Here is a 13,920-nt window from a genome sequence, read left to right on the forward strand (position 1 = left end):
GGGCAGCCGGAAGCTGCGAAAGTGCGTGGCGAGGGGTCAGCGGTCAGCGACAACAGGAGGGGCGCGGTTCGAGGCGTCCGCTCCACACCCGGGTGACCGCCGGGTGATCGGTGTCGAGTTCGAGGCCGATGCCGGGGGCGTCCGGCACGGTGAGCCGGCCCCGCCGGACCAGCTCGGCACCGTGCACGACGTCGGAGCGCCAGGCGACCTCGCCGTACGCGTACTCCAGGCGCTCCGCCACCGCCGCGTCGAGGGGCGCGAGGTGGGCGGCGTGCAGGGTGGCGACCGGGCCCGAGGGGTTGTGGAACGAGATGCGCGCCATGCCCCCGGTCCGGTGGGCGAGGTCGAGAGCGGCACGTGGACCACCCGCGTGCTTCACATCGGGCAGCAGTACGTCGAGGAGTCCGCGTACGGCGTCGACCTCGTCGCTCCGGTGCGCGAACTCGCCTCCGGCGAGCGGGAGTCGGGTGCGGGAGCGCAGCTCGGCCAGTTCGCCCGGGCGGGCGATGCCGACGCCGTCCTCCAGCCAGTACAGGCCCAGCTCCTCGAACGGGCCCAGAAGTGGGGTGAGTTCGTCGAGGCTGAGGCGCTCATGGGCGTCCACCATCACGTCGACGTCCGCACCGACCGCCTCGCGCACGGCCCGTACGCGCTCCAGGCCGATCCCGGCGAGGGTGTGCCGCCCGTCGGCGTCCGGGGTGTCGAACGGGGCGAGTTTCACGGCGGTGAAGCCGTCCAGGACGGCGGCTTCGGCGGTCGCGGCGACTTCGCGTGGGGTGCGACCGCCGGGGGCGCGGTTGATGTTGGCATACAACTCGACGGACCTCAGCGAATCCTGACCCAGGATCAGCTTCCGCAGCGGTACGTCGGCACGGCGGGCGGTCAGGTCCAGGCGGGCCTGCTCGATGCCACCGCGTACGGTGATGGCGGCGAAGTCGTCGCCCGTGTGAAGCCCATCCGTTCCGAACCCCCTTACAAACCGGTCGAGTTCGCGAACCACGTATTCCGCCGGCCCGGCGTCCGAGCACTCCCCGTACCCGTGATCGCCGTCCGGTCCGCCAACCCGCAGCACCAGCCACTCGGTGCGCGGGCTCACGGTGATCCGGAACAGCTCCCAGCTCTCCTCCTGTGCGGGGCTCACGACGCGACCCCCCGCGCATCGGGGCCGAGCAGTGCGATCGGGTCCTGGTAGACGCCCTCCAACAGGGGCATCGCGGAGGCGACGACGAGGGTGCCGGAGCCGAAGGTGCTGGTCACGATGCGTTCGGTGGCGCTCCAGCCGCGGTGCACGCGGTCGGTGACCTCCTCGCGCAGGTCCGTCAGATACTCGTCGGCGGCGACGATTCCGCCCGCGAGGACGACACGGCTCGGGTTGAGCAGATCGACGACGGTCGCCACGGCGCGTCCCGCGTGCCGGGCGCGGTTGCGCAGCAGTTCCTGGGCACGCAGGTCGCCGGAGCCGGACCCGGCAGGGCGCGCGGCGGCGATGAGGCGCTCCAGCGGGAGGTGTTCGTCGGACGCGGACAGGATGCCCTCGGCGCGGGCCCGCTCCACCAGGACGGCGTCGCTGGCGACCGCCGAGAGGCAGGCGGCGCCGCAGCAGGGGCAGGCGGTGCTCGACTCGCCGCTCACCGGCAGGTGTTCGATGCCGCCGGCCGCCGCGCCGGGTCCGCGGTGCACGGAGCGGTCGACGACCACGGCGGCGCCGAGGATGTTGCCGAAGAAGACGTACACGAAATCGTCGACCTCGCGTCCGGCGCCGAACCACAGCTCCGCGCGGGCCGCGGCCCGGACGTTCTGGTCGAGCAGCACGGGTCCTGGCAGCCGACCGTCGAGCAGATCGAGGAGGCGTACGTCGCTCCAGCCCAGGGCGCTGTGTTCGACGACCGTGCCCGCGTCGCCGTCCACCCAGCCGCCGAGGCTGATCCCGGTGCCGAGCAGCCGGCGTCCGCCGAGCCGGTCGGCGAGGAACTCCCGGGCTCCCTCCGCGGCCTGCTCGGCGATGCGGCGCGGGTCGAGGCCGCCGTCGGCGGGCGCGTCGTGGTCGAGGACGCGCTGGGAGACGACGGTGCCGTCGAGGGCGACGAGCCCGAGCGTCGTGCGCAGCAGGCCGATGTGCACGCCGAGGGCGGCGGGCCCGAACGGGTCGACGCCGACCGGCACACGGGGCCGCCCCTGCGTGGCCTCCAGCGGCGCTTCCTCGCGCAGTACTCCCGCCTCGATGAGGACGGCGGTGAGCTTGGTGACGCTGGGCGCCGAGAGGCCCGTACCGCGTGCGATGTCCGCCCGGGAGAGCGGCCCCTGGGCGAGCACGGCACGCAGTACCGCCGAAGCGTTGCCCCGGCGCATGCCTTCGGCTCGCATCGTTCCCCCTCAGCTCGGTGACTTAATTTCAGAAATTAAGTCACGCCCACGCGGCACGCAACAGCTCCCGTGAAATGTCTCGCCCAGTGGACAGTGGGCGGTGGGCGGTGGACGGTGGGCGGTGGACGGTGGACAACGCGACGGACCCGGCGGTGGAAGTCACCGCCGGGTCCGTGCTTACGCCAGAGCGCTCAGCCCGCGCTCGTGCAACTCCCGCCGTTCAGCGAGAAGTTCTTCGGAACCGAGTTCCCGTCGTGCCAGGAGGCGATGAACCCGACGGCGAAGGTCCCGCCGGCGGCGACGGACTTGTTGTAGTCGGCGGCGGTGGCGGTCACCCGGGAGTCGTTCTGGACGAAGGTGCCGTCCCACATCTGGCTGACTCGCTGACCGTCGTGGAAGGTCCAGGCGACGCTCCAGCCGTCGAGGGCCTTGGCGGAGGTGACGGTGACACTGGCCTGGAAGCCGTCCGGCCACTGGTTGACGATCTCGTACGTCACCTCGCAGGAGGACGACGCGCTGTGCGTGGGATCCGCCGAGTCGTCCGTCCCCTGGGCGGGGGACGTGGAGGTGCCCTGGGGTTCGGGGTCGGGGTTCGTCTCGGAGCCGTTCGCCGACTCCGACGGTTCGGGCGACACCAGCGTGCCCGCCGGGCGCGCGGTGGCCGAGGGGGACGACGGGGGCGACACGCCGGGGTCCGCGACGGGCTGCCGGTCCGCCGAGTCGCCGCGCGCGTCGACACTCCCGTCGCCCGCGCCGTCGAAGGGCATCAGCGAGACGGTGAGCGCCAGCGCCGACACGATGACGGCCGCGACCAGGACCCCGGTCCGGCCGATCCGGGGCCCGGTCACCTTGCCCTCGGCGAGCCCCGTGTCCACGGTCGCGTCCGTACGTCCGCCCGCCAGACCCGCCTCGGCGGCCCGGCGCCGGCGCTCCAGATAGGCGAGACCGCCCCAGCCGATCACCCCGCCCGCGAGCGCCGAGGGCAGCCCGCCGCCGTGCAGCCGCAGACAGGCGGCCGCCTCCGCGCACTCCACGCACCGGGCGAGATGCCGGGACAGGTCCTCGGGCGTCTCGGCGCCGGGCGAGCGGGTCACCGCGTCGAGGAGCCGGGCGTAGCTGCGGCAGTTGGCGTCCATCGGCGTGTCGAGGTGGTTGCGATGGCACCGGTCCCTGAACAGCGCGCGTACCTGGGCGAGTTCCTCGGCGGCGGCAGCCGGGTCGAGGCCGAGCCGCCGGGCCACCGCGGGCAGCGGCAGCGCCTCGACCTCGGCCAGCCACAGCAGCGCCGCGTCCGGTTCCTGCATGTCCCTGAGGCCGCGCAGCGCGAGCGGGCGGTGCAGCGGCGGACCGGTGTAGCGGGCGGCCTTCTCGGAGTGGAGCCACAGCCTGAGGTCGGGGTCGAGCCGATGGCCCTGCCCGTGCGCCTCCCAGGCGGCGGCCGTGGTACGAACCGACGTCAGCAGCAACGGAATCCGGGGCAGCCGGGGCGTCCTGCGGCCGGTACTCTTCGTTCCCTCGGCGGCCGCGCGCGCCTCTTGGATGCCGTGCGTGAACGCCTCGGTGGCCAGCTGGGAGGCCGCGGCGGAACCGGACGTGCACAGATCGGCGTACGACAGGACCGCGTCCCAGCACTCCGAGAACAGCGCGGCCTCGGCGGCGTCCTGAGGGGTCGGCAGGTCAGGCATGGGGGGCTCCTGCATCCACTGCTTCCATGTGCAAAATCATGCAATGCCCAACTCGCCGTCCACACAAGAGAGTTGGGGCCCGTCTCTCACGACGGGGCCCGAGCCTTTCACGGTTCCCACACAACTGACAAGCGGCGTATTCAAATGATGCGGCAAGCGGTTGCTCCGCCGGGGCGACCGCGCGATGCGGCGCGGCCCCGTGATGCGGTGCAACCGCGTTCGCCTACCGGCCCTGCCGCTCGGTCGCCACAACCCGCCCCTCGGCGTCCGGGGCTTCGGCCTTGCAGACCGACCACTTCTCGGCGTCCCGAGTGTTGTACGGAAGGAAAGCCGGAACGTATCGATTCCCGGCGACTTTCACAGGACCTTCCCGAGCGGGACGTACTCCGTCGTCGCCGTCCTCATGCCGGGTACGGAGCGGCTTCGCGGGCTGACCGGAGTGCGCCCGCCCACCAGACCAGTTGGTCGAGCAGCGTCTTGGCGTACCCGGGCGCTTGAGGGTCGAGCGGGCGACCGTCCTGCCACGCCGTGAAGTAGTTCGGGAAGGCGAGACCGTCGCGGACGGTCACCGCGTGCAACTCGGTCAGCACGTTCTCCAGGTGCAGCACCGCGTGCCGACCGCCTGCCGCGCCGCCGTAGCTGACGAACGCGACGGGCTTGGCCGTCCATTGGGTGAAGTGCCAGTCGATGGCCGCCTTCAAGGACGCGGGGTAGCTGTGGTTGTACTCCGGCGTGACCACGATGAACGCATCCGCGCCCTCCAGCGCCGACGTCAGTGCCGCCATCCCGGCCGGACGGGGGTAGGCGTCGCCGGCGTACTTCGGCGATGCCGCAGGCAGTGACAGCGGGATGTCGATCTCCGCCAGATCGACGACGTCCACGTCGAATCCACCGTGAAGGCCGGCCTGTTCGGCGATCCACGAGGCCACGACCGGGCCGAACCGTCCTTCCCGGACGCTTCCGACGATGACCACCAGCTTGAGCGTGTTGTTGTCCATGCCCACGACGATCAGGCCGCACCATGGCCGCAGCCAGACCGTGCTCAGGCTGGCCCCCGCAGGGCCACCCTGCGCCCTGCGCGACCAATGGGCAACCGCCCTATCCTCAGGGCATGGGTACGCCGTTGGGGGACTTCATCCGGGCCAAGCGTGACAGCATCCAGCCCCACTCGCTCGGGCTGCCGGAGCACGGCCGCCGCCGGGCACCGGGCCTACGGCGCCTGGATCTCGCCACGCGGGCCGGCATCAGCGTCGAGTACCTGACCCGCATCGAGCAGGGCCGCGACCGCAATCCCTCGGCGGCGGTGGTGAACGCCCTCGCCGATGCGCTCAGCCTGGACCCCTCGGAGCGCAGCCACCTGCGCTACCTCACGAAGATCACCGGCGGCGCATGTCCCTCTCACACCCGGCCCGCACCACCGCAGCGAGGCGTCCGCCCGTCCGTCCTGCAGACCCTCCGCCTCCTTGAACCGGGCATCGCCATGGTGACCAACCGGCTGGGCGATGTCCTCGCCCGCACCAGCGCGTTCGAGTCGGTGACGAGCGGGACCGGACTGCTCGACGCCGGCACGCCGAATCTCACCCGCTTCGTCTTCACCGACTCCCGCGCCCGGACGTTCTTCGCCGACTGGGACGACGTCGCGGACCAGCAGGCATTCGACCTGTGGCTCGCACCGTCCGTCGAGAACTCGGAGTGGTTCACCACAGAGCTCGCGCCCGTCGCCGGCCCCGACTTCACACGGCGCCTGAACCGTCACGTGGTTCCGCCACGTGGAGTCCTCCGGCTCAACCACCCTTCCGGATGCGAACTTCAACTGCTCCGCGAGACGCTCGAACTCTCCTCGGACGCACAACAACTCGTCGTCTTCCTCCCCGCGGACGAGAGGACGGCCCAGGCCGTCGGCCAACTCCGCCGCCGTACCCACGGCCGGCTCCGGGCCATCTCATAACCCGTCCCGGCCTTCATCCGACGTCGAGCCCTCGCGCCAACGAGGATTACACCTGGGACGGCTCCTGCGCGGGAAGGCTGTCCATGAAGGAGCTGACGGAGAAGACCGCGCGGCCCGGGCCGGGCTCCCCGTATCCGGGCGGGGAGGCGAGACCGAACTCGTCCATCGTGGAGCGGTACGCCTCCAGCAGGCGGATGTGGTACTCCAGCGGCGCGCCCTGCGGGTTGGCCTTGCCGAGCGGGGTCGTCGGCTCCGGGCACCACGTGGTGAACCGGGGCGTGATGCCGTGCGACATGAAGAAGCGCAGTCCCTCGGTCGTCGACGCGATCGCCTCGTCGACGGTGGTGAAGCCGAAGGGCTCGGCCATCTCCACGCCCGCCACGAAGTTGGGGATGACATTGCGCGCGCCGAAGATCTCCGCCGAGTCGAGGATGCGCTTGTGCCACTCGTCGCGGCCGACGTAGCGCTCCTTGCCGGGGCAGTACAGCTCGAAGAGCCGCCGGTCCCACACCTCGTAGTTGGGGTGGTAGATCTGCACCCCGTAGTCCTTGAAGCGCTGGACGTCGTCACGCGGCAGCGCCTGCGCGACGACCTTGCCGATCCACCGCCCGGGGAACCGCTCCTCGATGGCCTTGGCGTAGTGCCCGTAGAAGTCGGCCTCGTCGCGCCCGGCGACCGTCTTGGTGATCGCGCCACCGGTGAGGGTGTACGCGGTGGACGCCTTGGCGGTGTCGTACCGGTCGATGATCTCCAGCGCTTCGAGGACTTCCTCGACGTCCTTCACCCCGGTGTACGGGCGGCCCGCCGCCTTGTGCTGGCGCCAGTTGTGGTTGATGTCGCAGTACTGGCACTCCTCCTTGGCGCCGAAGTACTGACAGACGCGGAAGACGGTGAGGTAGATCAGGTACCCCCACTGGATGGTGGGCGCCACCTCCATCACGGACTTCCCGTTCGAGAGCTTGTGCCGGTAGTACTCGGGCATCGGCGGCACCCCGACGTCGGAGATCCGCTTCCCGTCGAGGTAGAGCCCGAGCATGCCGTCCTCGTCGGCGGCGACGCGGTACGGCGAGGCGGGATTGACCCGTACGGACACCACGGTCCGCCGCAGGTCGTACGGGCCGCCCGTGAGGATGATCTCCTCGGGCGGGCGCCGCAGCGCGGCCTCGCCCAGCTCGGGAAGGGTGCCGTGGTCGAAGGAGAAGATGAAGTAGGACTTCGGCTTGACCTCGCCGCCCTCGTTGTCGCTGAGGGCGGACGCGTCGAAGGCGACACCTCCGCGAAGCAGGTCCTCCTTGAAGACCGCTTCCCTCGGCACGTGCGGGAACCGCTCCATCAGATCCTCGACCAGCGCGGTGCGGCTGCCCATCCCGTTCTCCTCGCTCCCGACCTGTTCCGTCTGCTGTGCTCGGCTCCTCACGGTATGCCCCCGCTCGGACATCAGCCGTGCCGGGTCCCCTCGCGTCGCGCGATGTGCGCCGGAGGGACGAGGTCCGGCGGCAGCAGCGGGTCGGTCTCGGGCGCGCCCCAGGTCGAGGTCAGCGGCAGCGTTCCCGCCCACAGACCGAGTGCGGCGTCAGGCCCGTCCCCGTCGTCCGGGGCGCCGGTACGGATCTTCACCGAGGCCTCTTCGAGGGACAGTGCGAGCAGGGTCGTCGCGGCCAGCTCCTTGCGGCTGGGCCTGCGCGCGTAGTCCCACTGGCCGGGCGTGGCGTGCTCGGTGAGCCGCCGCAGACCGTCGGTCTTCTCGTCCGGGTCGGTGACCTTGCGGGGTATGCCGTGGATCATGGCGCTGCGGTAGTTCACACCGTGCTCGAACACCGAGCGGGCCAGGACGAGCCCGTCGACGTGGGTGACGGTGACGCACACGGGGGCGCCGGCCGCGAGACTCCGACTGGCCACCGACCCGTGCACGTACAGCTGCCGCTCGTCCCGCCCGTACACCGTGGGCACCACGATCGGCCGCCCCTCGACGATCACACCGAGGTGGCAGATGAATCCCGCGTCGAGGATCGCGTCCAGATCGGCGCGGTCCAGGCTGCCCTGTTCGCGGAGGCGACGGTGCCGAGTGAGGTCGGTTTCGGGGAGGGGTCCGTACGTCATGGACTCGACGCTAGCGATATCGCAATCCGAATGGCTACAAATAAACGAAATCAGTCACTCAAATCCATCAGAACAACGAAATCCGCAGCACGCGATCATGCTGCGGCCCCCCTTCTAAAGTCACTCCCGTGACCACGACACCCACCCCCCTCCACCACGCGGACCACCCCGGCACGGCCCCCGCCCTCCTGCTCGTCCACGGCTGGGGCGGCAACGGCGGCGACTGGGACCCCACGCTCCCGTACTGGCGGCACCGGGTGATCGTCCCCGATCTGCGCGGCCACGGTCGCTCGCCGAAGCCCGTGGAGGGATACGGCGCCCGGGACTTCGCCGCCGATCTGGCGGAGCTGTTGCGGGGGCTGGACACCGGGCCGGTGGTGGCCGTCGGGCACTCCATGGGCGGGCAGGCGGTGACGGCACTCGCGGTCGAACACCCGGAACTCGTACGGGGGTTGGTGGTCGTCGATCCGGCGTACGGCGCGGACGAGGCGGAGGCGGCGCGGATCCCCGCGGAGCAGGAGGAGCTGCGCGCGGAGGGTCCGGAGTGGGCGGCGCGCTTCGTGACGGGGGCCTTCCGGCCGGGGGTGTACGACGAACTCCGCGACCGGCAGCGGCAGTTGATGACGGAGATGGACACGGACGTGCTCGTCCAGTGCAGGAACGGGATGTATCTGAACCCGGACGCCTTCGGTCTGCGGCCCGCCACGGTCACCTACCTCGCCCGGCGCGAGTGCCCGGTACTGGGCGTGTACGCGACGCCCGGGGCGGCGGAGTTCGAGCGCGGAACACTGACCGACCCGAGGTCGCGGGTGACCGTGTTCGAAGGGGCCGGGCACTATCTGCACGAGGAACGACCGCGGGAATTCGTGGAAGCGGTGGAGCAATGGGTGACCCGGGCCGGGGCCGGGACGGGGATCGGGGCCTAGGCCGGGACGGGGACCGGGCCGTGGACCGGGGCCGGGACGGGGACCGGCAGGGCGAACGGGGGACCCTGGCGGCGGTCGCCGGGGAACCCGGTTGCTCCACCCCGGCACCGCTGACAGAGTCGCGGCCATGCCTACCTTCTCCGCGCCGGACGGGACCGAGCTGGCGTATCACGTGTTCGGTGACGGCCCACCCCTGGTCTGCCTCCCGGGCGGTCCCATGCAGGACTCCCGCTACCTCGGGGACCTCGGGGGCCTCTCCGCGCACCGCCAGTTGGTCATGCTGGACCTTCGGGGAACGGGCCGGTCGGCGACACCGGAGGACCCCTCCTCCTACCGCTGCGACCGGCTCGTCGACGACGTGGAATCCCTGCGTGAGCACCTGGGCCTCGACCGGATGGACCTGCTGGCGCACTCCGGCGGCACGAACCTTGCCGTCCTGTACGCGGCGCGCCATCCGGACCGCGTGGGCAGGCTCGCGCTGATCACACCGAGCGTCATGGCACTCGGCATCACCATCCCGGCGGACGTCCGGCGCGAGACGGCACGGCTCCGCCGCGACGAGCCGTGGTTCCCGAAGGCGTACGCCGCCCTGGAAGCGATCGTCGCCGGCAAGGCGGACGCCGACTCCTTCCCGGCCATCGCCCCGTTCTGGTACGCCCGCTGGGACGACACGGCTCGGGCCCATCGCGCGGCGGAGGACGACCAACGAAACGACGAGGCCGCGGCCGTCTACGGCACCGAGGGCGCCTTCGCCCCGACCGCGACCCGCACGGCGCTGGCCCGCCTCACCTCACCCGTCCTCGTGCTGGCCGGGGAACTGGACCTGAACTCACCCCCACCCGCGATGATCGAGCTCGCCGCCCTGTTCCCCCACGCCACCCTGACCGTCCAGCCCGCCACCGCCCACTTCCCCTGGCTGGACGACGCCACCCGTTTCGTGACGACCACGGCAACGTTCCTGACTTGAGAACGAGGCCGCCCTGAGGGGCGCGGGGAACTGCGCGACCAGCCCCCACCCACTCGCAGCCGACACACAACCCCACGGGGCCTGGGGCGGAGCCCCAGAAGGATGGGACGGGCAGGGGCGGCGGGGGCGGGAAAACCCCACTCAGGCAGCCCGCTCCAGCCCCTCCCCATCCACCCGGAACGCCAACTCCTTCCCCGCCAGCAGCCGCTCGGCCTCCTCCACCACCGTCAGCCCCAGCCGAGCCACCTCGTTCCCCTGCGACCCCGCCAGATGCGGAGTAATGAACGCGTTCGGCAGCTCGTAGAGCAAGGAATCGGCAGGCAACGGCTCAGGATCCGTCACATCGAGAATCGCGCTGATCCGCCCACCCCTCAGCTCATCGGCCAGCGCGTCATGATCGACCAGCGCACCCCGCGAGGTGTTGATGAGCACGGCCCCGGCCGGCATCAGAGCAAGCTCACGGCGGCCGATCATGTGCCGGGTCTCAGCGGTCTGCGGCGCGTGGACGGTCACGATGTCACTGCCGCTCAGCAGCTCGTCCAGCGGCAGCAGAGGAACACCCAGCGCGGCGGCCCCGCCCTCGTCGACGTACGGATCGGCGAGGCTCACCCGCAGATCGAACGGGCGCAGCAGCTCGATCAGCCGGCGCCCGATCCGGGACGCTCCGACGACCCCGACACGACGCCCGAAGTTGCCGATGCCGGGCACGATCTCCCCGTAGGGGAAGACGCGTTCGGCGCGCAGCCGGTCGCGGTACGCGAAGAGGTCCTTGCCCGCGAGCAGGATCATGGCGAGCGTGTACTCGGCGACGGGCAGCGCGTTCGCACCGGCCGCCGACGACACGACCAGCCCGCGCTGCCAGACCGCGGGCGTGGTGAAGCTCTTGACGGACCCGGCGGCGTGCAGCACGGCGCGCAGCTTCGGGGCGGCGTCCAGGGTGGCTTCGTCGAGCGGCGGGCAGCCCCAGCCGGTGATCAGGATCTCGGTTCCGGCGAGGGCTTCGCGCACCCTCGGGTCGGTGAAGTTCTCCGCCACCAGAGCGGGATCGATTTCTACGAGCTCGCGCAGCCGGGCCAGTACGTCCGGAGGGAAGATCTGCGGCACGTTCTCGGCAGTCATGGCGAACATCGCCAGTGGACGCTCGGGCAAGGAGGTGACCTTCCGGCTCGGTGACGTCAGATATAGCAACCGGTCTCTACGGTAGGTGCGGCCGAACGAGGGGGTCAATGGACGCACCCGTCAACGCACCGGACCGGCGGGGTAGTTTCCCCGGGTGGCCATTACACCGGCCGCGGACGGCGACTTCCCGGGGAGGGACGACAGGGATGACAGAGACCCTGACCAACTGGGCCGGCAACATCACGTACACGACCAAGGAACTGCACCGGCCCCACACGCTCCAGGCGCTCCGAACGCTGGTCGCGCACAGCCCGCGCGTGCGGGTGCTGGGCAGCGGTCACTCGTTCAACGAGATCGCCGAGCCGGGCCCCGACGGCGTACTGCTGTCACTGGGCGCGCTGCCACCCGCCGTGGACGTCGACACGACGGCCCGTACGGTACGGGTGTCGGGTGGCGTCCGGTACGCCGAACTCGCGCGCGCGGTGCACGAGCACGGGTTCGCGCTGCACAACATGGCCTCCCTCCCGCACATCTCGGTGGCGGGCTCGGTGGCGACCGGCACGCACGGCTCGGGCGTCACGAACGGCTCGCTCGGTTCCGCCGTGCGCGAGGTCGAGGTGGTCACGTCGGACGGCTCGTCCGTGCGGATCGGCCGGGGCGACGAGCGCTTCGACGGTGCCGTGACCTCGCTGGGCGCGCTCGGTGTCGTCACCGCGCTCACTCTCGACCTGGAGCCGGACTTCGAGGTGAGTCAGCACGTCTTCACCGAACTCCCCCTGGACGGACTGGACTTCGAGGCGGTCGCGGCGGCGGCGTACAGCGTGAGTCTGTTCACCGACTGGGTGCGGCCGGGCTTCCGCCAGGTGTGGCTCAAGCGGCGCACCGACCAGCCGCTGCCCGACTTCCCGTGGGCCGCGCCCGCGACCGAGGCGATGCACCCGGTGCCGGGCATGCCCGCGCGGAACTGCACCGAGCAGTTCGGCGTCCCGGGTCCCTGGCACGAGCGGCTCCCGCATTTCCGCGCCGAGTTCACCCCGAGCAGCGGCGCCGAGCTCCAGTCCGAGTATCTGCTGCCGCGCTCGGACGCCCTGGCCGCGCTGCACGCCCTCGACGCGATCCGGGAGACGATCGCTCCGGTGCTGCAGATCTGCGAGGTGCGGACCGTGGCCGCCGACCGCCAGTGGCTGAGCCCGGCGTACGGCCGGGACACCGTGGCGCTGCACTTCACCTGGGTCGAGGACACGGCGGCCGTACTGCCGGTGGTGCGGCGGGTCGAGGAGGCGCTGGAGCCGTTCGAGCCCCGGCCGCACTGGGGCAAGGTGTTCACGGTGGCGCCGACGGTGCTGCGCGGGCGCTATCCGCGGTGGGGCGAGTTCAGGACGCTGGTCGACTCCCTCGACCCGGGGGGCAAGTTCACCAACACCTTCGTGGGGGACTTTCTCCACCCCCTTTCCTAACCCCTTGTCGAAAGTCCCTCACAGGCCATAGCCTTGCGCCGCGCCGGGGCCGAAGGGCCTCGCCATGGCCCGGAGGGACCGAGGGGAGTCCGATGAAGCGCGGCACATCACGCGACATCCGCACCGCGAACCGTTACGAGGTGCTGCGCCAGATCATCGCCGAATCGCCCACCTCCCGGCAGGAGTTGGCGGCGGCCACCGGGCTGAGCCTGGCCACGGTCGCCACCCTCGTCGGCGAGCTGCTCGACCTCCGGATGCTGACCGAGGTCGGGTTCGAGGACTCCGCGGGTGGCCGCCCGCGGGGACTCGTGGCCGTCAACGCGTCGGGGGGCGCGTTGATCGGCGTCGACATCGCGGAGACATACGTACGGGTCGAGCTGTTCGACCTGGCGCTGAACGTGCTCGCCCGTGCCGACGAGGACATGCGCCCCGGTGAGAGCCGCCCGGAGCAGGTCGTCGGGCATGTCGCGGCGGCCCTCGGTTCGGTGGTCGCGCAGGCCGGCGTCGAGGGCGCGCGCGTCCTGGGCGTGGGCGTGAGTGTCCCCGGGCAGGTCGACCGCGACACGGGGATCTCGGAGTACGCGCCCAACTGGGACTGGCACGACGTGCCGCTCCTCGATCTGCTCTCCGAACACATCGCCTACCCCCTGTACCTGGACAACCCGCTGCGTGCCTGCGCGGTCGCCGAGCTGTGGTTCGGGGCGGCCCGCGGACGCGGCGACGCCGTGGTGGTCAACCTGGGCACGGGAGTCGGCGCGGGGCTCGCGCTCGGCGGCGGGCTGCACCGGGGCGTCAGCAACAGCGCCGGCGAGTGGGGGCACACGACCCTCGTCCTGGACGGGCGGCTGTGCCACTGCGGCAACCACGGCTGTGTGGAGACATACGTCGGGGCGCCCGGAATCATGCTGAATCTGCGGGAGTTGAGCCCCGGGAGCACACTGCTGCACCCGGAGGACCAGACGGCCACGATCAACGCGCTCGCCCAGGGCGTCACCGCGCAGGATCCCGTGGCGCTCAAGGTCGTGCGCGACACCGCCCGTTACCTCGGTGCCGGGATCTCCGACCTGGTGAACCTCCTCAACCCGGAGGTGGTCGTGCTCAGCAGCTGGGTCGCGGCCACGCTCGGCGAGCCGCTGCTGAACGAGGTGCGCGAGGCCGTCGCCCGGCACGCGCTGAAGCGGCCGTACGCCGCCACCGAGATCGTCCTCTCCCCCATCCCGACCGATCCGGTCTGTCTCGGAGCCGCGACGTTCGCCCTGGAAGGGGCGCTCCAGTCGGTCGGCCAGAGGCCCCCGAAGCGCACCACCCCAGCAAGGAGCCGTACCGCACCACCTTCATGACGACGGAAGGGATG

12 protein-coding genes are annotated in these 13,920 nt (G+C 71.3%); 5 read left to right on the forward strand and 7 right to left on the reverse strand.

Features of this window, described 5'->3' with window-relative positions; all coding sequences use genetic code 11:
• Positions 1 to 43: 43 nt before the first annotated feature.
• The 4 genes from OIC96_RS10170 to OIC96_RS10185 form a co-directional block, all read right to left on the reverse strand.
• Positions 44 to 1,141: a mandelate racemase/muconate lactonizing enzyme family protein gene (locus OIC96_RS10170; RefSeq protein ID WP_330308177.1), complete on the reverse strand. Its 1,098-nt coding sequence runs from the start codon at positions 1,139 to 1,141 to the stop codon at positions 44 to 46.
• The gene (locus OIC96_RS10175; RefSeq protein ID WP_330308176.1) at positions 1,138 to 2,364 is read right to left on the reverse strand and encodes an ROK family transcriptional regulator; all 1,227 of its coding nucleotides are present in this window, start codon (positions 2,362 to 2,364) and stop codon (positions 1,138 to 1,140) included. The genes OIC96_RS10170 and OIC96_RS10175 overlap by 4 nt, the downstream gene beginning before the upstream one ends.
• Positions 2,365 to 2,555: 191 nt before the next feature.
• On the reverse strand, positions 2,556 to 4,049 hold the full coding sequence (locus OIC96_RS10180; protein ID WP_330308175.1) for a cellulose-binding domain-containing protein: 1,494 nt from the start codon (positions 4,047 to 4,049) through the stop codon (positions 2,556 to 2,558).
• 401 nt (positions 4,050 to 4,450) lie between these two features.
• A complete protein-coding gene (locus OIC96_RS10185) occupies positions 4,451 to 5,047 on the reverse strand; it encodes an NADPH-dependent FMN reductase (RefSeq protein WP_330308174.1) in 597 nt (198 codons plus the stop codon).
• A 113-nt stretch (positions 5,048 to 5,160) separates the two neighbouring features.
• On the opposite strand from OIC96_RS10185, the gene OIC96_RS10190 reads away from it, so the two are divergent.
• Positions 5,161 to 5,997 carry a helix-turn-helix domain-containing protein gene (locus OIC96_RS10190; RefSeq protein WP_330308173.1) on the forward strand — a complete coding sequence of 279 codons (837 nt, stop codon included), beginning with the start codon at positions 5,161 to 5,163 and terminating at the stop codon, positions 5,995 to 5,997.
• A 46-nt stretch (positions 5,998 to 6,043) separates the two neighbouring features.
• On the opposite strand, the gene OIC96_RS10195 is transcribed toward OIC96_RS10190, so the two are convergent.
• Together OIC96_RS10195 and OIC96_RS10200 are read right to left on the reverse strand one after the other, a co-directional pair.
• Complete coding sequence (locus OIC96_RS10195; RefSeq protein WP_327432723.1) at positions 6,044 to 7,363, reverse strand: radical SAM protein; 1,320 nt, start codon at positions 7,361 to 7,363, stop codon at positions 6,044 to 6,046.
• Between the two features lie 71 nt (positions 7,364 to 7,434).
• Positions 7,435 to 8,097 (reverse strand): pyridoxamine 5'-phosphate oxidase family protein, encoded by a 663-nt coding sequence (locus OIC96_RS10200; protein ID WP_330308172.1) that lies wholly within the window; start codon positions 8,095 to 8,097, stop codon positions 7,435 to 7,437.
• Positions 8,098 to 8,225: 128 nt separating this feature from the next.
• On the opposite strand from OIC96_RS10200, the gene OIC96_RS10205 reads away from it, so the two are divergent.
• Positions 8,226 to 9,023, forward strand: a complete 798-nt coding sequence (locus OIC96_RS10205) for an alpha/beta fold hydrolase (protein ID WP_330308171.1) — start codon at positions 8,226 to 8,228, stop codon at positions 9,021 to 9,023.
• Positions 9,024 to 9,150: 127 nt separating this feature from the next.
• Positions 9,151 to 9,990: an alpha/beta fold hydrolase gene (locus tag OIC96_RS10210; RefSeq protein ID WP_330308170.1), complete on the forward strand. Its 840-nt coding sequence runs from the start codon at positions 9,151 to 9,153 to the stop codon at positions 9,988 to 9,990.
• 141 nt (positions 9,991 to 10,131) lie between these two features.
• Here the strand turns inward: OIC96_RS10210 and OIC96_RS10215 are convergent, their stop codons facing one another.
• Positions 10,132 to 11,139: a hydroxyacid dehydrogenase gene (locus OIC96_RS10215; protein ID WP_330308169.1), complete on the reverse strand. Its 1,008-nt coding sequence runs from the start codon at positions 11,137 to 11,139 to the stop codon at positions 10,132 to 10,134.
• A 176-nt stretch (positions 11,140 to 11,315) separates the two neighbouring features.
• Here OIC96_RS10215 and OIC96_RS10220 point away from each other — a divergent pair, with 176 nt between their 5' ends.
• Positions 11,316 to 12,566 carry an FAD-binding protein gene (locus tag OIC96_RS10220; protein WP_330308168.1) on the forward strand — a complete coding sequence of 417 codons (1,251 nt, stop codon included), beginning with the start codon at positions 11,316 to 11,318 and terminating at the stop codon, positions 12,564 to 12,566.
• A gap of 92 nt (positions 12,567 to 12,658) precedes the next feature.
• Positions 12,659 to 13,906, forward strand: coding sequence for an ROK family transcriptional regulator (locus OIC96_RS10225; RefSeq protein WP_330308167.1), 1,248 nt, complete (start codon positions 12,659 to 12,661; stop codon positions 13,904 to 13,906).
• The last annotated feature ends 14 nt before the right edge of the window (positions 13,907 to 13,920 follow it).

Source organism: Streptomyces sp. NBC_00775 (assembly GCF_036347135.1).
Taxonomy (GTDB): domain Bacteria; phylum Actinomycetota; class Actinomycetes; order Streptomycetales; family Streptomycetaceae; genus Streptomyces; species Streptomyces lutosisoli.

Coding starts and splice junctions, on each gene's coding strand:
- OIC96_RS10175 (WP_330308176.1), bottom strand. CDS start 2,364: ATGCGAGCCGAAGGCATGCGCCGGGGCAACGCTTCGGCGGTACTGCGT.
- OIC96_RS10180 (WP_330308175.1), bottom strand. CDS start 4,049: ATGCCTGACCTGCCGACCCCTCAGGACGCCGCCGAGGCCGCGCTGTTC.
- OIC96_RS10185 (WP_330308174.1), bottom strand. CDS start 5,047: ATGGACAACAACACGCTCAAGCTGGTGGTCATCGTCGGAAGCGTCCGG.
- OIC96_RS10190 (WP_330308173.1), top strand. CDS start 5,161: ATGGGTACGCCGTTGGGGGACTTCATCCGGGCCAAGCGTGACAGCATC.
- OIC96_RS10195 (WP_327432723.1), bottom strand. CDS start 7,363: ATGGGCAGCCGCACCGCGCTGGTCGAGGATCTGATGGAGCGGTTCCCG.
- OIC96_RS10200 (WP_330308172.1), bottom strand. CDS start 8,097: ATGACGTACGGACCCCTCCCCGAAACCGACCTCACTCGGCACCGTCGC.
- OIC96_RS10210 (WP_330308170.1), top strand. CDS start 9,151: ATGCCTACCTTCTCCGCGCCGGACGGGACCGAGCTGGCGTATCACGTG.
- OIC96_RS10220 (WP_330308168.1), top strand. CDS start 11,316: ATGACAGAGACCCTGACCAACTGGGCCGGCAACATCACGTACACGACC.
- OIC96_RS10225 (WP_330308167.1), top strand. CDS start 12,659: ATGAAGCGCGGCACATCACGCGACATCCGCACCGCGAACCGTTACGAG.